Source organism: Empedobacter sp. UBA6745 (assembly GCF_002453775.1).
Lineage (GTDB): Bacteria > Bacteroidota > Bacteroidia > Flavobacteriales > Weeksellaceae > Empedobacter > Empedobacter falsenii_C.
In genome coordinates, this window is the sequence record NZ_DKHL01000019.1 from 78,759 (window position 1) to 94,239 (window position 15,481).

Annotated in this window: 14 protein-coding genes; 5 read left to right on the forward strand and 9 right to left on the reverse strand. The window is 30.5% G+C overall.

Going from position 1 to position 15,481, the window contains the following annotated elements; all coding sequences use genetic code 11:
* Both B4H69_RS06810 and B4H69_RS06815 read right to left on the reverse strand, forming a co-directional pair.
* Positions 1 to 1,296 (reverse strand): TolC family protein, encoded by a 1,296-nt coding sequence (locus B4H69_RS06810; protein ID WP_180905118.1) that lies wholly within the window; start codon positions 1,294 to 1,296, stop codon positions 1 to 3.
* On the reverse strand, positions 1,286 to 1,915 hold the full coding sequence (locus tag B4H69_RS06815) for a TetR/AcrR family transcriptional regulator (protein WP_180905117.1): 630 nt from the start codon (positions 1,913 to 1,915) through the stop codon (positions 1,286 to 1,288). Before B4H69_RS06815 ends, B4H69_RS06810 begins: the two co-directional genes overlap by 11 nt.
* A gap of 105 nt (positions 1,916 to 2,020) precedes the next feature.
* Here B4H69_RS06815 and B4H69_RS06820 point away from each other — a divergent pair, with 105 nt between their 5' ends.
* From B4H69_RS06820 to B4H69_RS06830, 3 genes are all read left to right on the forward strand, one after another.
* Positions 2,021 to 3,292 (forward strand): DUF2851 family protein, encoded by a 1,272-nt coding sequence (locus B4H69_RS06820; protein WP_180905116.1) that lies wholly within the window; start codon positions 2,021 to 2,023, stop codon positions 3,290 to 3,292.
* On the forward strand, positions 3,293 to 3,514 hold the full coding sequence (locus B4H69_RS06825; protein ID WP_038332996.1) for a PspC family transcriptional regulator: 222 nt from the start codon (positions 3,293 to 3,295) through the stop codon (positions 3,512 to 3,514).
* A 583-nt stretch (positions 3,515 to 4,097) separates the two neighbouring features.
* On the forward strand, positions 4,098 to 5,297 hold the full coding sequence (locus tag B4H69_RS06830) for a helix-hairpin-helix domain-containing protein (protein WP_291093236.1): 1,200 nt from the start codon (positions 4,098 to 4,100) through the stop codon (positions 5,295 to 5,297).
* A 90-nt stretch (positions 5,298 to 5,387) separates the two neighbouring features.
* Here the strand turns inward: B4H69_RS06830 and B4H69_RS06835 are convergent, their stop codons facing one another.
* From B4H69_RS06835 to B4H69_RS06850, 4 genes are all read right to left on the reverse strand, one after another.
* Entirely contained in the window at positions 5,388 to 8,300 is a 2,913-nt protein-coding gene (locus B4H69_RS06835; RefSeq protein WP_291093238.1) for a M16 family metallopeptidase, read from the reverse strand.
* 71 nt (positions 8,301 to 8,371) lie between these two features.
* Positions 8,372 to 8,749 (reverse strand): fluoride efflux transporter CrcB, encoded by a 378-nt coding sequence (gene crcB / locus B4H69_RS06840; protein ID WP_280062828.1) that lies wholly within the window; start codon positions 8,747 to 8,749, stop codon positions 8,372 to 8,374.
* Positions 8,749 to 8,952: a hypothetical protein gene (locus B4H69_RS06845; protein ID WP_115001670.1), complete on the reverse strand. Its 204-nt coding sequence runs from the start codon at positions 8,950 to 8,952 to the stop codon at positions 8,749 to 8,751. The genes crcB and B4H69_RS06845 overlap by 1 nt, the downstream gene beginning before the upstream one ends.
* A 73-nt stretch (positions 8,953 to 9,025) precedes the next feature.
* Positions 9,026 to 10,594: an NAD(P)/FAD-dependent oxidoreductase gene (locus tag B4H69_RS06850; RefSeq protein ID WP_286475748.1), complete on the reverse strand. Its 1,569-nt coding sequence runs from the start codon at positions 10,592 to 10,594 to the stop codon at positions 9,026 to 9,028.
* A 105-nt stretch (positions 10,595 to 10,699) separates the two neighbouring features.
* Here B4H69_RS06850 and B4H69_RS06855 point away from each other — a divergent pair, with 105 nt between their 5' ends.
* The gene (locus B4H69_RS06855) at positions 10,700 to 11,092 is read left to right on the forward strand and encodes a protease inhibitor I42 family protein (RefSeq protein ID WP_180905110.1); all 393 of its coding nucleotides are present in this window, start codon (positions 10,700 to 10,702) and stop codon (positions 11,090 to 11,092) included.
* A 49-nt stretch (positions 11,093 to 11,141) separates the two neighbouring features.
* Here the strand turns inward: B4H69_RS06855 and B4H69_RS06860 are convergent, their stop codons facing one another.
* From B4H69_RS06860 to B4H69_RS06870, 3 genes are all read right to left on the reverse strand, one after another.
* Positions 11,142 to 12,335: an aminopeptidase C gene (locus tag B4H69_RS06860; protein ID WP_180905109.1), complete on the reverse strand. Its 1,194-nt coding sequence runs from the start codon at positions 12,333 to 12,335 to the stop codon at positions 11,142 to 11,144.
* Between the two features lie 432 nt (positions 12,336 to 12,767).
* A complete protein-coding gene (locus B4H69_RS06865) occupies positions 12,768 to 13,283 on the reverse strand; it encodes a hypothetical protein (protein ID WP_180905108.1) in 516 nt (171 codons plus the stop codon).
* Positions 13,284 to 13,321: 38 nt separating this feature from the next.
* Complete coding sequence (locus B4H69_RS06870) at positions 13,322 to 14,950, reverse strand: hypothetical protein (protein WP_180905107.1); 1,629 nt, start codon at positions 14,948 to 14,950, stop codon at positions 13,322 to 13,324.
* A 108-nt stretch (positions 14,951 to 15,058) separates the two neighbouring features.
* Between B4H69_RS06870 and B4H69_RS06875 the strand changes: the two genes are divergently transcribed.
* Positions 15,059 to 15,370 carry a DUF3817 domain-containing protein gene (locus B4H69_RS06875; RefSeq protein ID WP_180905106.1) on the forward strand — a complete coding sequence of 104 codons (312 nt, stop codon included), beginning with the start codon at positions 15,059 to 15,061 and terminating at the stop codon, positions 15,368 to 15,370.
* Positions 15,371 to 15,481: the final 111 nt, after the last annotated feature.

Sequence of the window (15,481 nt, forward strand, 5' to 3'; positions counted from 1 at the left end):
TTATTGTACGTTTTCTAATAAAATTCCTGTAGTATAGTAATATTCGTAGATCGCTAATTGTTCGTCAGCATCTCCGACAACTTGATTGATTTTTGCTTGCAATTGTTGTACATCCGCTTCTAATAAATCGTCTGTATCAGCCAATCCGTTGTCATTTTTATCTTTTACAATTCTGTAGTTTTCGTTCGCTTGTTCTACAGCTTCTTTGTAAACATTATTTTTCTTTTTTGCTAAATCATACTTTTGAAAAGCTTCGTTCATTTCAACTTTAGCTTTATCAATTGTCGTTTCTTTTTGCATCTCATTTTCTAATTTCTGAGCTTTTGCAATTTCAACTTCTGCTTTATTTTTATACAAAGAAGATAAATCATATTTCAATCCGACACCAACATTTGTTGCATTTGTAACCGAAGCAACTTTATCAATATCCATCGCAATATATCCAGCTGAAACCGCTAATTGAGGGTAATAAGCTGCTTTCGCAATTTTGATTTGACTATCAGCAATCTGATTTTTTACATCATATGATTTAATATCTGTACGATTGACGTAATCTTGAGAATTTTGATTGATGGTTTTCAAGGTTTCTACATTATCAACATGAACGATTTTACTTTCGTCTTGTCCAGTCAATAAATTCAATCGGTAATTGATGTTTTTGTATTGCGTTTCGGCTTCATCAATTGCAACTTGCACATTCGATGCTTGCAATTTTGCTCTCAACAAATCATTTCTCGCGATGATTCCGTTATCCAAAAAGTTTTGAAAATCTTTCACACGTTGATTTGCTCTCACTAAGTTTTCATTCAACACATCGATAGAACGTTGCGTTTTGTACAATCCAAAATATAAATTAATAGCTTGCCAAACTACATTTTCTTTTGTTGCTTCGATTTGTAAGTTTGATAAATCAACCATCAATTCACTGCTTTTGATTGCATTTTTAATTTTAAATCCAGCAAAAACAGGAACAGAAGCACTTGCTTGTCCTAATAATAATTGATTTGGTTCAACTCCCATTCCTCCACCAGAAGATTGCATCGGAAGTTTGATGTCTACATTTGTTGTAGTAAACAAATGCATGTATTGTCCACTCAACGAAATGTCTGGTAAACGATTGTTTTTAGCGCTTTGTACTTTATACTCACTTGTATTTTTGGCAGCTTCGGCAACTTTCACAGATTTGTTGTTCTGCAAACTTTGTTGAATAACTTCCTGCAAAGAAACGTTGGTTTCCTGCGCATGAGCGAAAGTAGCAACAACTAAACAAATCGGTAAGAAAATTTTATTTTTCATCGTATAGTAAAATTGCTTTTAAAGAATCTATTAAATAAGGGTAATATTCTTCGTGAATATGTTCTGTAAACTCTTCATGAGAAGATAATCCCCATTGTTTCATATATGTTTTTTCGTTCAAAATCAAATAAGATGTTCCGCCAATAACTACCATTACAACAGCTTCGGCAGGAGCTTTTCGTTTAAAAACGCCTTCAGAATATCCTTCACTAATAATATTTGTGATATATTCTAAATTCATTGTTTTTAGCTCATTTACTTTGTTGTCAATCTCAAGAATAGAATCTCTTTTCGAATATTCTCTTGCCATAATTCGATGAAATTCAGGTTTATCCAAAATTCTATTCAAATAAGCTTTTAGGATTGACTGTAACTTTTCAAATGGAGAAAGTGTCGAATTTTGAGAAATCGAAGCCAATGATTCATTGAAAGTTGAGATACGCCAACTAAATAAATTCTCGACCAATTTATCTTTCGATCCAAAATAATAGCTAATCATCGCAATGTTAATGTTTGCTTCTTTTGCAATTTCACGAACACTTGCAGCGTCAATTCCACGTCTTCCAAAAACTCGTTCAGCCGCGCCCAAAATTTCTATTTGCTTTTCACTTAATTCCATCTTATAAAAATTGAACGCGCAAAGTTAAACAAACGTTTAATTAATTTTTAAAAAATAAGTATTTATTTTAATAATTTTTTATAATTCATTGATTAACTTTTGTCTATGAAAGAAATTTTTCTACATCATATTTGGAAATTGAATCAATTTTCACATCAAAGCTTACAAACTTTTCATGGAGATTTCATTGAAATTGTGAAAGTTGGAAAGTTAAATCATCATGCTGGACCAGATTTTTTGGAAGCTGAAATCATTATTGGTGACAAATTGTGGATTGGAAGTGTGGAAATGCATGTCAATTCTTCGGATTGGAATTTGCATCAACATTCGAATGATTTATCGTATCAAAATGTGATTTTACATGTCGTTTGGAATCACGATTGCGAAGTTGATATTTTGCGTCAACGTAATGTGCAAACTTTGATTTTACAAGATTTTGTAAAACCGGAAATTGTTTTTAATTATCAAAATATCATCAATTCTAAATTGGATAAAATTTATTGCGAAGAGTTTTTAAATTCAATTGATTTGAAACAGTTTTCTTTTTGGTTTGAACGAATTTTAATTGAACGTTTCGAAGAAAAAACAAATGATATTATACAAATTTTAGAACACAATAATTCGAATTGGGAAGAAACATTGTTCAGAAGTTTGGCAAAGAATTTTGGCTTGAAAGTGAATGTAGAAAGTTTTGAGATTTGGTCAAATTCTTTTCCGTTCAAAGTTTTGCAAAAAATACAATTTGATGCTCAAAAAGTTGAAGCCTTATTTTTTGGACAAGCTGGATTTTTAGAAGAAAATTATGAAAATGATTATTTTAAACAATTAAAAAACGAATATCAATTCCTGAAAAATAAATATCAATTACAACCAATTGAAAATAGTTTGTTTCGATTTTCGAAAATGCGACCAATTGGTTTTCCAACGATTCGCTTGGCGCAATTAGCATCGATTTATGTGAATTATCAAAGTTTGTTTTCGGAAATTATTCAGCCCAAAAATTTGAAAGAATTCTATAAAATCTTCGAGAAGTTGGAATTAAATTCTTTTTGGGAAACGCATTATACATTCAAAAATGAATCAAAATTTCAGCTCAAAAATCTTTCAAAAGATAAAATAAATAATTTGCTCATCAATTCAATTATTCCGATTCGTTACGCTTTTGAACGTCAAAAAGATGAGATAGAAATTGATTTTTATTTGGATTTATTGAATGAAATGGAAGCGGAAAATAACTCGATTTTAGATGAATTTGAACGAATTGGTTTCGAAAATAAATCGGCAAAAGATTCGCAACAATTAATTCAGCTCAAAAAAAGATATTGCTCCGAAAAAAAATGTTTAAATTGCGCTATCGGACAACAAATTTTACGTTAAATGAAAGATCAAATAAGGAATTTTACAGAAACAGAATGGTTTAATGTTATCTCTCGTTTTGCAGATAAATTAGGAATTCGTGTTGCAAAATTACGCTTGATTTTCATTTATTTAACCTTCGCAACTTTCGGTTTAACATTTGTTGGTTATTTTATTATGTTATTCTTTTTTTGGGTAAAAGATTGTTTTGTCATCAAGCGAAAATCTGTTTTTGATTTGTAATTAATTTATGAAACAAATGAACTTTAGAAAAATTGGTTTTTTAGGTGAAAGATCAATTTTTATAATTTGTTTTATATTCTACATAACAGTCTCTATTCTAGAAACTATTTTTTCTAATTGGACTTTTAAAGATCCTTTTCTAATAGATTTTTTTCATAGTCTTACAAGTTTTTCTCTAATTTTTATCTTATTTATTACTCCAGTTTTCCTTTTTCCTAAAACTAGAATTTTCTTTTATTTTCTAATATTAGCTTTGACTATCGTTTCTACATATTTAAATTTTAAACCAATTGATACATATTAAACACCTAAAGATTATAAAGTTTTAGATGTAAATAATCAAGAAGAAAAATTGATAATTCAATCGAAGTATAGCCTTAAAAATGATAGGATAAAGCATGATACAATATTGGTTAGAGATTATTTTATTTTTCGTAAAATAATCAAATAATCTATTTACAAATACTTAAAACCTATTATTTATTTTAGACTTCTTAACTTGTTAAATATTTGATGGTTATATTGTTTTTCGATATGGTGAGTGTATGATAAGGATTTTATTTTCATTTCTTTTTCAACCAAGATGAAATATTTAAAAAAATCTACTTTTTACCTGAATAAATCACAACGATTTGGCTTGTATTTATTATTTGTTTTGATTCTGTTATTTGAGATTTTTCAACATATTTCAGTTGAAAAAGAAACGTATCAATTATCAGAAGCAGATAAAGTTTTGCTAGCAAATTATCAAACAACTTCGAAGAATTATACATATAATTCTACTTCAAAAAAGCAATTAAAAGATTCAATCAAACCTTTTAATCCAAATGATTTGTCTTTAGAAGATTGGATGAATTTAGGATTTTCGGAACGTCAAGCCGAAGTTATTTTGAAATATAAAGGAATTGTTGGTGGAGAATTTACATCGAAAGAACAGCTTAAGAAATGTTATGTTATCGATGAAGAAAAGTACAAGGAATTAGCTCCTTTTATTCTTTTACCAGAACAATCTAAATCTAGTTTTATAGATTATTCATCACCAAAAACTAAAATCGTTTACAAAAATTTCAATCCAAATGATTTGCCACAACAAGGTTGGGAAAAACTTGGTTTTTCTCCAAAACAGGCAGAAGTTATCATGAAATATAAGCAGATTGTTGGAGGAAAGTTTACGTCGAAAGAGCAATTGAGGAAATGTTTTGTGATTGATGATGCGAAATATGTAGAGATGAAAACGTATATTTTGTTACCAGAAAAATCGAAGGAAGACGAAAGAAATGAAAAAAAACAAGGTGGAAAAAAGATTCAGTATGTAAAATTTAATCCAAATAATTTTTCTGAAAATGATTGGCAAAAAATAGGTTTTTCCTCTAAACAAGCTGCTTCAATTCTAAAATATAAAAATATTTTGGGAGGACAGTTTAAATCGAAAGAACAATTGAAAAAATGTTACATGATTTCCGACGAAAAATATGCGGAAATGGAACCTTATATTGATTTGCCTGAAAATATAATTTATAAAGTTGAACAGCCAAAAGTTGAGCAACCAAAAACAGAGGGAAAAGTAGTTGAAAAAATAGAAATAAAAGGCAAGTTTAATCCAAATAATTTGAGTCATGAGGATTGGATGAAACGTGGTTTTACAGAGAAACAAGCGAATACGATTCTTAATTTTAAACGTTCGTTGGGAGGTAGTTTTAAAGATGCAAAAACGTTGAAAAGATGTTACGGGATAAGTGAAGAAAAGTTTAAAGAAATTGAGCCCTATTTGGTGTTTGAATGATTATTATTCATTCATAGGTTAGTTTTTAAAAAGATAAACGCGTTATAGGATTTCCTAAACGCGTTTATTGATTGATATGATTTTAGCCGATTAATAATTGAATAAATCTTCTAAAGTCAATTCTTTTACTTGTCCTAATTTCTCTACAGAAGGCCAATCTAAGTTTGTTTTATTTCCTATTAAACCTACATTGTATTTCTGTCCTTTGATATGTTTGTTAAAGAAATCATTCAACTGATCTAATGTCAAAGTTGATGTTTGCGCATAAATATCTTTGTTGATATCATACGATAAACCGCGATCTTGTAACGACAACCAATAGAAGAAAATATTAGATTTTGTGTAACGTTTTGTAGCAATTTGTTTTAAAGCAGCTTGTTTCGAATTTTCAAATTGATTTGGTGCTTTTGGCATATTATTCATCAATTCGCTCATCGCTGCAACCGCTTGTGGCAATTTATTTGCTTGCGTACCAATATTCGCTCTTACGTAGTTGTATAAATCTTTTTTACCTGCATTTGCATAATTTGCACGAGCAGAATAAGCCAAAGATTTTGACTCACGAATTTCTTGGAAAACAATAGATGATAATCCTCCACCAAAATATTCATTGAAAATTCCAGAAGAAGTCAACAAGTTTTTGTCAAATTTGTTATCTCTTGCCACGAAATTAATTTCCGCTTGCACCATGTCGTAAGGAGCAAAATAAACTTTTCCGTCTGTAACAGGTTGTGGAAAATCTTTTTTCGCTGGATAATCTAATCCTTTTCCGAAATTGTGATATTGTTCTAATGCTTTTTTCGTTGCAGCTTCATCATTTCCATAATAGAAAATTTGATGCTTGTAATTCAATACATTTTTAATTAATTGCGTTAATTCAGTCGGATTAATTGCATTCAATTCTTTTTCAGAAATAATATCTCTGAAACGATTATTTTCTCCGTATTGCGCATAATTATTAAGCGCAACCGCAATTGCGTTTTTATTTTTCTTTGAATTTTCTCTCGATTTCAAGATCGTTTTTACATATTCTTGATACGATTGTTGATTCGCAACAGCATCATTCAATAAATGTTCAAATAACTTGATTCCTTCTGGTAAATTCTTTTGTAAACCTGTCAAATAAACAAAACTTCTGTCTGTTCCAGAATTTACATTGTACGAAACTCCTAATTTATAGAACTCTTTTTTCAACGCTTCTGGCGAATATTTAGACGTTCCTAAATAGTTCAAATAATTGATTGCTAAACCTAATTTTTTGTTGTGATCAGAGCCCAGATCCAAGATATAGTACACAGAACTTAGGTCATTTGTATTATTTTTGATCGAAGTAAACGCTGTATTTCTAACTTTACTTTCGTTCAATTCTTTTTTGAAATCAACAAAAACTGGTTGAATATCTTTTGTTTCAATTTTTTGGAAATCTTTGTAGAATTGAGATTCAGCATCACGATTCAATTGAATTGGCGTAATTCCAGGATTAGAAACACGAACCAAATCTTTGTTTTCACCTTGACGTTTGTAAACAATTACATAATTATTATTGTAATTTTTCTTCGCAAAATCCATCAATTGTTGTTTCGTGATTTTAGACAAATCGTCGTATTCACTTACCACATTCGACCAAGGCGTTTCGTTGATATACGCAGTATATAAGCTGGCTGCCAATGCACGAGAATTTTCCCACGATTGTAAACGTGATTTTTTCAAATCATTTACAACGGCATCAATCATCCAATCTTCAAATTTTCCTTGTTTGATATTTTCTATCTGACCTAAAATCAAATCACGAACTTCTTCTAAACTTTGACCTTGTTTTGGCGTTCCCGAAAAAGAATGCATTCCCAAATCACGGAAAAATGAAGCGCCACTTCCAGCTCCTAAAGCTTTTTGTTGTTGATTGATATTTAAATCAATTAATCCAGCCGTAGAATTGCTTAAGATATAATCAATTAACGTTACATATTTTGCATCGTCGCTATTTGCGCCATTAAAACGATAAGCAAATTGAACGCGCTCCGAAGATGGACTAAAAACTTCACTTGTTACGATAGATTTTATCGGTTCTTCTTTCGCTACATATTGCTGTGGAGCAGGTTTTGTAGCATAATTTCCGAAATATTTATCAATCATTGGAACAGCTGTATCAAAATCGAAATCACCAATCAACATCACAGCCATATTGCTCGCTACATAATATTTATTGAAATAATTATGAATGGCAACCATTGATGGATTTTTCAAATGTTCTGAAGTTCCAATTGTAGTTTGTGTTCCGTAATGAGATTTCGGAAATAACGTTTGCATTAGTTTATAGTAAACCAAACGTCCGTCGTTATCTTGCGCACGATTAAACTCTTCGTAAACGGCTTCTAATTCAGTATGAAAAAGGCGTAAAGTTAATTCTCCAAAACGCTCAGATTCTACTTTTAACCATTTTTCTAATTCGTTATTCGGAATATTATTATGATAAATTGTTTCTTCTAAAGATGTATGTGCATTAGTTCCTGATGCTCCCAAAGATGAAATTAATTTATCGTATTCATTTGCCACAGCATATTTGGATGCTTCTTGCGAAACTTGATCAATTTTTTTATAAATCTCAACTTTTTTTGCAGGATCTTTTTCTGCTTTATGTTGTTCGTATAAATCTGAAATTTGTTGGATCAAAGGTTTTTCAACAGCCCAATTTTGTGTTCCGATTTTTGAAGTTCCTTTAAAAACCATATGCTCTAAATAGTGCGCCAAACCAGTATTATCTTCTGGATCGTTGTTAGAACCTGTTTTTACAGCTATATGAGTTTGGATTCTTGGTTCGTCTTTTATTTGAGCCAAATAGATTTTTAAACCATTTTTTAGCGTATAAATTCTTGTATTCGAAGGATCATTTTCTACCATTTCGTAGGTATATCCTTTATTGTCAGTTTTTTTCACTGTTTTTAATTGTGCGTGAGTAAATACAGAACCAAAAATGATTCCGCAGATCAAAATAGATTTCCTCATGTATTATTTTTTTAAGTTGCTTAAAAGTAATACATTAAAACGAATAAGAGAAAACTATTTTCGATATAGAGTTATTTTGTTAATCTAAAACCAATCATTGTAAAGATTAATCCAATGAGTACACTTGAAAAAATATAAATAATTGGTGTGATATAATTTTGTTGTTGAATTAAGTTGAAATTTTCATACGAAAAACTAGAAAATGTGGTAAAACCTCCACAAAATCCTGTTATCAGTAAAAAATTGAAATAGGTATTTCCTAAACCATTTTTGATTGAATATCCATATAAAGCGCCAATCAAAAAACAACCGATAACATTTGTCAGAAACGTAGCAAATGGAAAAGGTTGTGAATAATATTTTCCGATTCCGTACGAAATTAAAAATCTTGCAACACTACCAAAAGCGCCACCTAAACCAACAAATAGTATAGATTTTAAGAGATTCATTAAATTCTGTTAACAATTTTAATCAAAGCTAAAAATAGTAAAATGATGAATGAAATAATTCCTAAAAAGAATAAACCTAATCCAAAATAAACAATTGTAATTGTTCCAATATTCCAACCGATTAAGTTGATTGAATAACCAATCAAAATCAGTACTACTGAAATCAATAAAAATTTGAAATTATTTACTTTTTTTAGATTCATCATTTATAAAGAAGCGAAGCTGAAACAAGTTCAGCTTGACATCCGTATTTTATTTTGAGTATTAAATATAAAACTATTTTTCGATAAAATTCTTCACAGCAATTGCAACTTTTGCTCCGTCCATTGCGGCAGAAATAATTCCACCAGCGTAACCAGCTCCTTCAGCGCAAGGAAATAAACCAGCAACTTGCGTATGTTCTAACGTTTCTTCATTTCTTGGAATACGAACAGGCGAAGAAGTTCTGGATTCTGTTGCGACAATATTTGCGTTTTCAGTATAGTAACCATTCATTTTTTTACCAAATGTTTGGAAACCTAATTTTAAAGATTGATGAACTTCTTTTGGTAAAACTTCGCTCAATAAACCTGATGTTAAACCTGGTAAATAAGAACAATCATTTAATGAATTAGATAATTTTCCTGAAACAAAATCGGTCATTCGTTGCGCAGGCGCTTTTAATTTACCTCCACCAACTTGCCACGCTTTTTGCTCGACCATTTGTTGAAACTTCATTCCAGCCAAAGGTCCAGTAAAACCATATTTAGCAAAATCTTTTTCATCAACTGTTACAACCATTCCCGAGTTTGCAAAGAAACCGTCACGTTTGGAAGGTGACCAACCATTTACCACCAATTCCCCTTCGTCTGTAGATGCGGGCGCGATAATTCCACCAGGACACATGCAAAAAGAGAAAACGCCGCGACCTGCTTCTTGCGAAACTAATGAATATGAGGCAGGAGGTAGAAATTCATTACGCTCCGTTCCAATTGGACAATGGTATTGAGCAGAATCAATCAAACTTTGGTGATGTTCTACACGAACACCCAATGCAAAAGGTTTTGCTTCAATTAAAACATTTTTTTCATCTAACATTCTGAAAATATCACGAGCCGAATGTCCCGTTGCTAAGATCAAAGAAGAAGTTTTAATTTTTTTATCATGATTGATTTCAATTCCTTTGATTTGATTATTCTCGATGATAATATCTGTTAGTTTTGTATCAAACCAAACTTCACCACCACATTCAATAATCGTTTCACGCATGTTGGCGATAATTCCAGGCAATTTATTCGTTCCGATATGTGGATGCGCTTCTTGTAAAATACGCTCTGTTGCACCGAAATGGACAAACCATTGCAAGGATTTCAGGATGTTTCCACGTTTTGTAGAACGCGTATATAATTTTCCGTCCGAATAAGTTCCAGCGCCACCTTCACCATAACAATAGTTAGATTCAGGATTTACTTTTCCTTCTTTATTCATTGCTGCTAAATCACGACGACGATCACGAACATTTTTACCACGCTCGATGATAATTGGTTTTAGACCTTGTTCTATTAATTCTAACGCAGCAAATAATCCAGCAGGACCAGCACCAGCAATATAAACTTCGTGTTTGTTTTCTACATTTTGAAGATTTGGATGAAACTCGAAAGCATCAGAGAATTCTTCATTTACAAAAACATTGACTTGTAATTGGGAAATAATATTTCGGCTTCGTGCATCTAATGAGCGACGAATAATTTGGTAAGCATTGATATTCTCCGGTTTTGTTTTAACAGCAGATGCTAAACGTTGTTTCAAAATTTTCTCGTTTGCAGCTTCTGTAGGAGAAATTCGTATCGTTACATTTTGAGGCATAATTATTGACTAAAAAATAAAGTACAAAATTAGTTGAAAAAGCGCTTAGTTGAATAGCTTTATAACTGTTTTTATCAAAAAAATAAATAAAATCATCCATCATAAATGAAAAAAACTTTATTACTAATAGGAAGTGCAACTTTGTTGACAGCGTGTGCGACAAATGCAAGTAAAGAACAAACGATCAATTTGGATACAATCGAAAATGTAAAAACGATTAAACTAAATGAAGGTGATCAGGTAAAATTAGAAGTTACTGCTAATCCTTCTACTGGTTATGATTGGTTTACTTCTGAACCAGAAGATTGTAGTGTGAAAATTGTTGATAAGTCAAATGTGAAAAATCAACAAGAAGGAGTGGTAGGCGCGCCGAGTAAAAATGTATATACTGTGAAAGCGGGAAGCAAAGGCGAATGTACAATTCAGTTTGATTACAAAAGAGGCTGGGAGGAAGCTGCGCCAGCTAATACAAAACAAATTACATTTATTGTGAAATAAAAAAAAATCCACTCATTGAGTGGATTTTTTTAGTTTATTATCTTACAAATTAGATTCCTAATTTTTTCAACGTTTGTTTTTGAACACCGTTTTTATGAACTAAAATATTTGTTGTTTTGTACTGAACAAATGCTTTTGTTACATAAAGATATCCTTCGTAATCGTTAGTTAAACCCCAAGAGTTTTTCACGATGTAGTAATCTTTTCCGTTTTGATCTTTCGCAATACCAACAATGTGCATTCCGTGATCATCAGTCGTTTGGTAATCATCAAAAGCAGCTTGACGCATATCTTCTGTAATTACTTTTTCTGGTTTTGGACCTTTGAACATATCTGCTTTTTGTTGTGCATTCATATCTGCAAAATCAACTTCTGGTACATAAGCCACACCATTTTTCCAGCTAAATCCTTTTTCAGAAACGTCTGTTGCCCAAGCAACTGTAAATCCGTTTTTCAAAGCATAATCAATGTTATCAGTCATTTCTGTCATCGGAACATTGTAGAAAGATTCGTACGCCCAGTTATCAGGAATCGCTAATACAAACGGTTTGTAATAGTCGTGATCTTTAAAAGATGTAATCGCAACATAATCGTTTGGATTAATTCCTACCACTTGATCAGCAAATGTACGTGGTGTGTATTTTTTTCCGTTATACGTGAATTCCTTTGGATATTCTCCTAAATAGCTATCCAAAACAGCTGTATAGGCTTTCTCCCAGTTTGGAGTTAATTTACCATTTGGATTTGCAACAACCGCTTTCAAAACTCCTTCTTGAATTGCAGCCATTTCACCAAATTGATTTGTTTTTGTTCCGTAATTCAAACCTGTGTATACAGATTCTGGAACAGCTCCATATTTTTTGATTGTATTTAAAACATCATAGAAAGAACCTCCATCACCTAAAGTTGTAGCGCCATGCATACGAACATATTGTTTTCCTTTTTCAACATATGTATTTCTGGCATTGAAAATTGGAGACAATTGAATAGGTTGTTTTCCCATTCTTAACATTTCTGATTCGAAGAAAGAATTTCCTGAATATGACCAACAAGTTCCTGATGAACCTTGATTTTCTACTGGAGTTTTAGCTAAATTGATAACATCAGTAAATTTGAAAGCTTCTTTACTATTTTCACTAACATTTTTGTTCAAAGAATTAACTAAATTGTCTTGTGCAGACACCAATTGAGCTGAAGCTAAAAATAAAGCAGAAGCTAAAACTGGATAAAAAATTTTACGCATTTTTAAATTTATTTTGTGTGAGTATTTTATAAGTAGCTAATTTCACGAAAATGTTAACAATAAACCTATAAAAATTTAAAGTTTTTTTAATAAAACTTCTTAGTATTCATTCACACAATACTTTTGGTAAGCTAAAACAGACTTGTTTGTGATCAACCGAGGACTCGGGAAAGGATAAACACACCTGTTTGTAATGAAATTTTCTTTACGGACATTGCAAACGGACATGTTTTAGATTAATGTAGCCTTACATTTATTATAAATAACCTTGTTTGTAATCAAATCTTCTTGACGAACATCGCAAACAGATATGATTGAGATAAACGTAAGTTAACATTTATTACAAACGAACATGTTTTAGATAAATGTAATGTCACATTTATTACAAATGAACTCGTTTTAGATATTAGTAATTAATAGAATTAAAAATAATTAATTAATTTTTTCTAATTCACATCTATATTTATTGTTATCAATCATTTTTATAAATATAAGTTCTTGTCTTTGATTATATTTCAAATCATAAGTAATAGATGCTATATAATTCTCACTATGATGTAAATCTAAGAAGTGTTCAATAATAAATTCAGGATAATTATTGTTATAATAAATGATTTCTACATCAAAATTACTTGCTTGATTATTGAAAGAATATTTTATTAGTCTATTATTTTGATCATAATATTCGACAATATATCCATCTTTTGTTTTGTTTACAAGAGGTCTTATTTCTTTCTTCTTTGATACTAAATGATTTGGAAATAAAGATGGAGTATAAGAATCATAGTGTTTATTATAGAATAATAAATTTAGTTTTTCTTTAGATTTTATAGTATCAATAGATTGAGTATGTATATCATCTCCTAAATAACATGTATTTTTGAATATATATTCTTGAGCAAAATTATTTATGGATATAAATAAAAATATAATTGATAAATATTTCATTATTAAATGTTTATAGAAATTAAAGTAAAATATTTTTTTTAAAACTGACTTAATATCCCAAAATGGATTTTAGATTCTTTGAAGTCGAAAGAAGTTTCGTCTGTTTTACCAACTGCATAACTCAAATTAAAAATTCCCATTTTCGTTAAAAAAGAAATTCCAGTTCCTAAACTTAATAAAGAAGTGTTCAGATTTGCGCGTTTGTTATCAATAAAACCATAATCGGCGAAAAGCCCAATATAAAAAGCTTCGCTTGGAACAAAACGATAATCTGCACTCAGAAATCCGTACATATTTGCCGTAATACTTTCTTCGTTAAAACCTCTAAAACTCCCGAAACCACCAATTCTGTACAATTCGTTTTCGGAAAAATCATCGTCTTTCGTGAGTAAACCTCTAAACTCTGCACCAGCTTTTAAGAAATGCTTTTTGGATAATTCGAACAAACGAAACGTTTTTAGACCAACTTCAACTTGATTGACGGTTTTATTTTCCAAATCTTCTGTCCACGAAAAATTCTTTTCTTTTTTACGAATCGAATTTACCGCAACATTCAACATCGATTTTCCTTCCATCAAACGAAAAGGATGTTTCAGGAAATAGTGATAACTCAAACCAAAACCAATTTTCGAATAATCGTCGTAGCTCGATTTTAGATAAGAATCATCTTCCAACAAAAAGTTAGACGATTGTATAATTCCGCTCACACCAATATTCGAGTTGAGGTTGAGTTGATAAAATAATCGCTCCGAAAAATCCAAATTCACAAAAACAGAATCTTGCTTGAAAAGCTTGAAATTAGTTTCCGAACCAATCGCAGATTTGAACAAATAAGGCACTTTAACACCAATATTCAACGACGTATTTTTATTCGCTGTTCCAATCCAATTTAACCTGATTTCCTCTAAACTATTGAACACATTATTTAACGAAAGTTGTACATTTCCGTTCAATCTAAAATCGCCGTTATCATCAGTTCCAAAACCTAAAACACCATCAAAATAATTTGAATTCACTTTGCGAGGATACAAATATAAAATCGTCGAATCGAGCTTAAATAAAGTTTGTGGTAATTGCGCTTCTGCAATATAATTGGTTTGTTGCATTAATGTCGAAATCGTTGCCAACTTCTGTTCATTGTAGACTTCGCCGGTTTTTATATTAAGTCCATGACGCAAATAACCTTTGGATAATTTTTCGTAACCAACCAATTTTACACCATCAATTTTGCGCTGATTTCCTTTGTCTAAAACCAATTCAATTTTCTGTTCATTTTCTTCAAAACCATTCGAAACAAGTTTTATTTGCGCAAACGGATAACCTTGATTAGTGTTGATTTTGGCGATTTTATTTAGAATAGAATCTAAATTATTTGTTGGGAAATAATTATTTTTATTTTCGAACAATTCATTGTTCTTCACCCAAATTGTTTGGTGCAATTTTCCTTTATTTAGATAAACTTTTTCATTTTTTATCGAATCAATCGTCAAAGTATAATAACCCGTTTTTTGAAGCGAATCTAAAGATGAATCAAGATTTTTGCTTTCGAAATCTTTTGTATACGATTTTGAATCATCATTATAACGAAAAAAATGATACGTTTTTTCTTGCCCAAAAAGCAAAATTGTTTGGAAAAAAAAGAGAAATATGTAAACTAAAAATCGCATTGTTGCTTATAATAACGTGTAAAATAGATGTTAAGTATTTGTTTTACTGATATCTATTAGTGTTCATTTGAAAATTAAAAATTATTTTTGACTTCAAATTTAAGATGAATGTTGAAATTATTTAAAATTACTGGATATTTAGAAGCTATTTCTGCGATAGTTTTGTTTTTTATCGCAATGCCAATGAAATATATTTGGGAAGATCCGACTTGGGTAACGTACGCAGGACGCGTACACGGAGGATTGTTTGTAGCTTATATTATATTGGTTTATTTATTGAAGGAAAAATACAATTGGTCTTGGAAAATTTTTATGATCTTTTTTGTTGCTGCAGTTATTCCTGGAGGAACAATTTGGGCAGAAAAAAGATTAATTGAAGGTAAAAAATACAAACAAATGTTGTCTGAAGAAGCGAAATAAGACAACAATTTAGATAAAAAAGTAAAACCTTAAACGTTATTGTTTAAGGTTTTTTTATGTTTTGGAATCAAATTTTTTCTAAATAAAAAAAGCCGAAGATTAATCTTCGGC

Bases quoted from the DNA above. Each gene is read 5' to 3' on its own strand.
- B4H69_RS06830 (WP_291093236.1), top strand. From the start codon at position 4,098: ATGAAATATTTAAAAAAATCTACTTTTTACCTGAATAAATCACAACGA.
- B4H69_RS06875 (WP_180905106.1), top strand. From the start codon at position 15,059: ATGTTGAAATTATTTAAAATTACTGGATATTTAGAAGCTATTTCTGCG.
- B4H69_RS06845 (WP_115001670.1), bottom strand. From the start codon at position 8,952: ATGAATCTAAAAAAAGTAAATAATTTCAAATTTTTATTGATTTCAGTA.
- B4H69_RS06815 (WP_180905117.1), bottom strand. From the start codon at position 1,915: ATGGAATTAAGTGAAAAGCAAATAGAAATTTTGGGCGCGGCTGAACGA.
- B4H69_RS06850 (WP_286475748.1), bottom strand. From the start codon at position 10,594: ATGCCTCAAAATGTAACGATACGAATTTCTCCTACAGAAGCTGCAAAC.
- crcB (WP_280062828.1), bottom strand. From the start codon at position 8,749: ATGAATCTCTTAAAATCTATACTATTTGTTGGTTTAGGTGGCGCTTTT.
- B4H69_RS06820 (WP_180905116.1), top strand. From the start codon at position 2,021: ATGAAAGAAATTTTTCTACATCATATTTGGAAATTGAATCAATTTTCA.
- B4H69_RS06865 (WP_180905108.1), bottom strand. From the start codon at position 13,283: ATGAAATATTTATCAATTATATTTTTATTTATATCCATAAATAATTTT.
- B4H69_RS06870 (WP_180905107.1), bottom strand. From the start codon at position 14,950: ATGCGATTTTTAGTTTACATATTTCTCTTTTTTTTCCAAACAATTTTG.
- B4H69_RS06855 (WP_180905110.1), top strand. From the start codon at position 10,700: ATGAAAAAAACTTTATTACTAATAGGAAGTGCAACTTTGTTGACAGCG.
- B4H69_RS06810 (WP_180905118.1), bottom strand. From the start codon at position 1,296: ATGAAAAATAAAATTTTCTTACCGATTTGTTTAGTTGTTGCTACTTTC.
- B4H69_RS06860 (WP_180905109.1), bottom strand. From the start codon at position 12,335: ATGCGTAAAATTTTTTATCCAGTTTTAGCTTCTGCTTTATTTTTAGCT.
- B4H69_RS06835 (WP_291093238.1), bottom strand. From the start codon at position 8,300: ATGAGGAAATCTATTTTGATCTGCGGAATCATTTTTGGTTCTGTATTT.
- B4H69_RS06825 (WP_038332996.1), top strand. From the start codon at position 3,293: ATGAAAGATCAAATAAGGAATTTTACAGAAACAGAATGGTTTAATGTT.